Genomic DNA, 1,079 nt, shown 5'->3' on the forward strand with positions numbered 1-1,079 from the left:
TGTGTTGACCGGACAGGTTGGTGACGCGGCTGGCTGGGGTGTTGCCGCTGATGCCGGTGTGGGGTCGGTGGTAGTTGTACCAGTCCAGCCAGCCGGGAAACGCTGCCTGGCGTTCGGTCTCCGAGGTGTAGGGCTGGTGGTAGGCCCATTCGTCGAGCAGGGTGCGGTGGAAGCGCTCGACCTTGCCGTTGGTCTGTGGCCGCCAGGGGCGTGTCCAGCGGGGGCTGATGTCCAGTTCGTGGCAGGTGTCGCGCCAGGTGTTCTTGGTGTAGGCCCAGGCGTTGTCCGTCAGGACCCGTTCGACGGTGATGCCCTGCTGTGCGAACCAGGCGGCGGCTCGTCGCAGGAAGGCCGCTGAGGTGTCGGCCTTCTCATCGGGCAGATCTTCGGTGTAGGCCAGGCGGGAGTGGTCGTCCAGGGCGGTGTGCAGGTAGAGGTAGCCGCGTCCGGTGCGGGCCTGGTTCTTGCGGCCGGCGGACCGGCCGAGGACCTTGTGGCCGCCGCCGTCGGGGATGCGGCCGAGTTTCTTGACGTCGATGTGGACCAGCTCGCCGGGGCGGGCGCGTTCGTAGCGGCGGACGGGCTCGCCGGTTGCCCGGTCGGTCGCGGCCAGGGCGGGCAGGCCGTTGCGGTGCAGGATGCGGTGGGCGGTGGAGGCGGCGATGCCGCACCGGGCGGCCAGCCGCACCGGTCCGATGCGGTGCTCGTGCCGCAGACGTATGACCTGCTCCTCCGTGGTGGCCGGGACGCGTCGGGGCTGGTGGTGCGGTCGACTGGAGCGGTCGTGCAGGCCCGCTGTTCCCTGGCGCCGGTAGCGGTCGGCCCAGCGGGCTGCGGTGGTGTGGCTGACCTGGAAGCGTTCCGCGGCCCGCCGCAGTGGCCAGCCGTCGTCGACGACACACCTGGCCAGACGCAGCCTGCCGGTCGGAGTCAGTGGGGCATTACGGTGGGACAACGAGGGCCTCCTGGCTGCCGGTTGTAGATCTCGCAATCCACACCGAACCCAGAGGCCCTCACCTCATTCAAGGACCGCTCAAAGCGTGTCGCCTGTCACCAACGTCCCGGGACAGCACACCTAG

General features: G+C 69.8%; 1 protein-coding gene. It reads right to left on the reverse strand.

Annotated elements, in window-relative coordinates; translation table 11 throughout:
- Nucleotides 1–955: IS481 family transposase (locus ACZ4MF_RS49100; RefSeq protein WP_467500975.1), on the reverse strand; the 955-nt coding region annotated here is incomplete at its 3' end.
- Nucleotides 956–1,079: the final 124 nt, after the last annotated feature.

Source organism: Streptomyces sp. NPDC025793 (assembly GCF_055558375.1).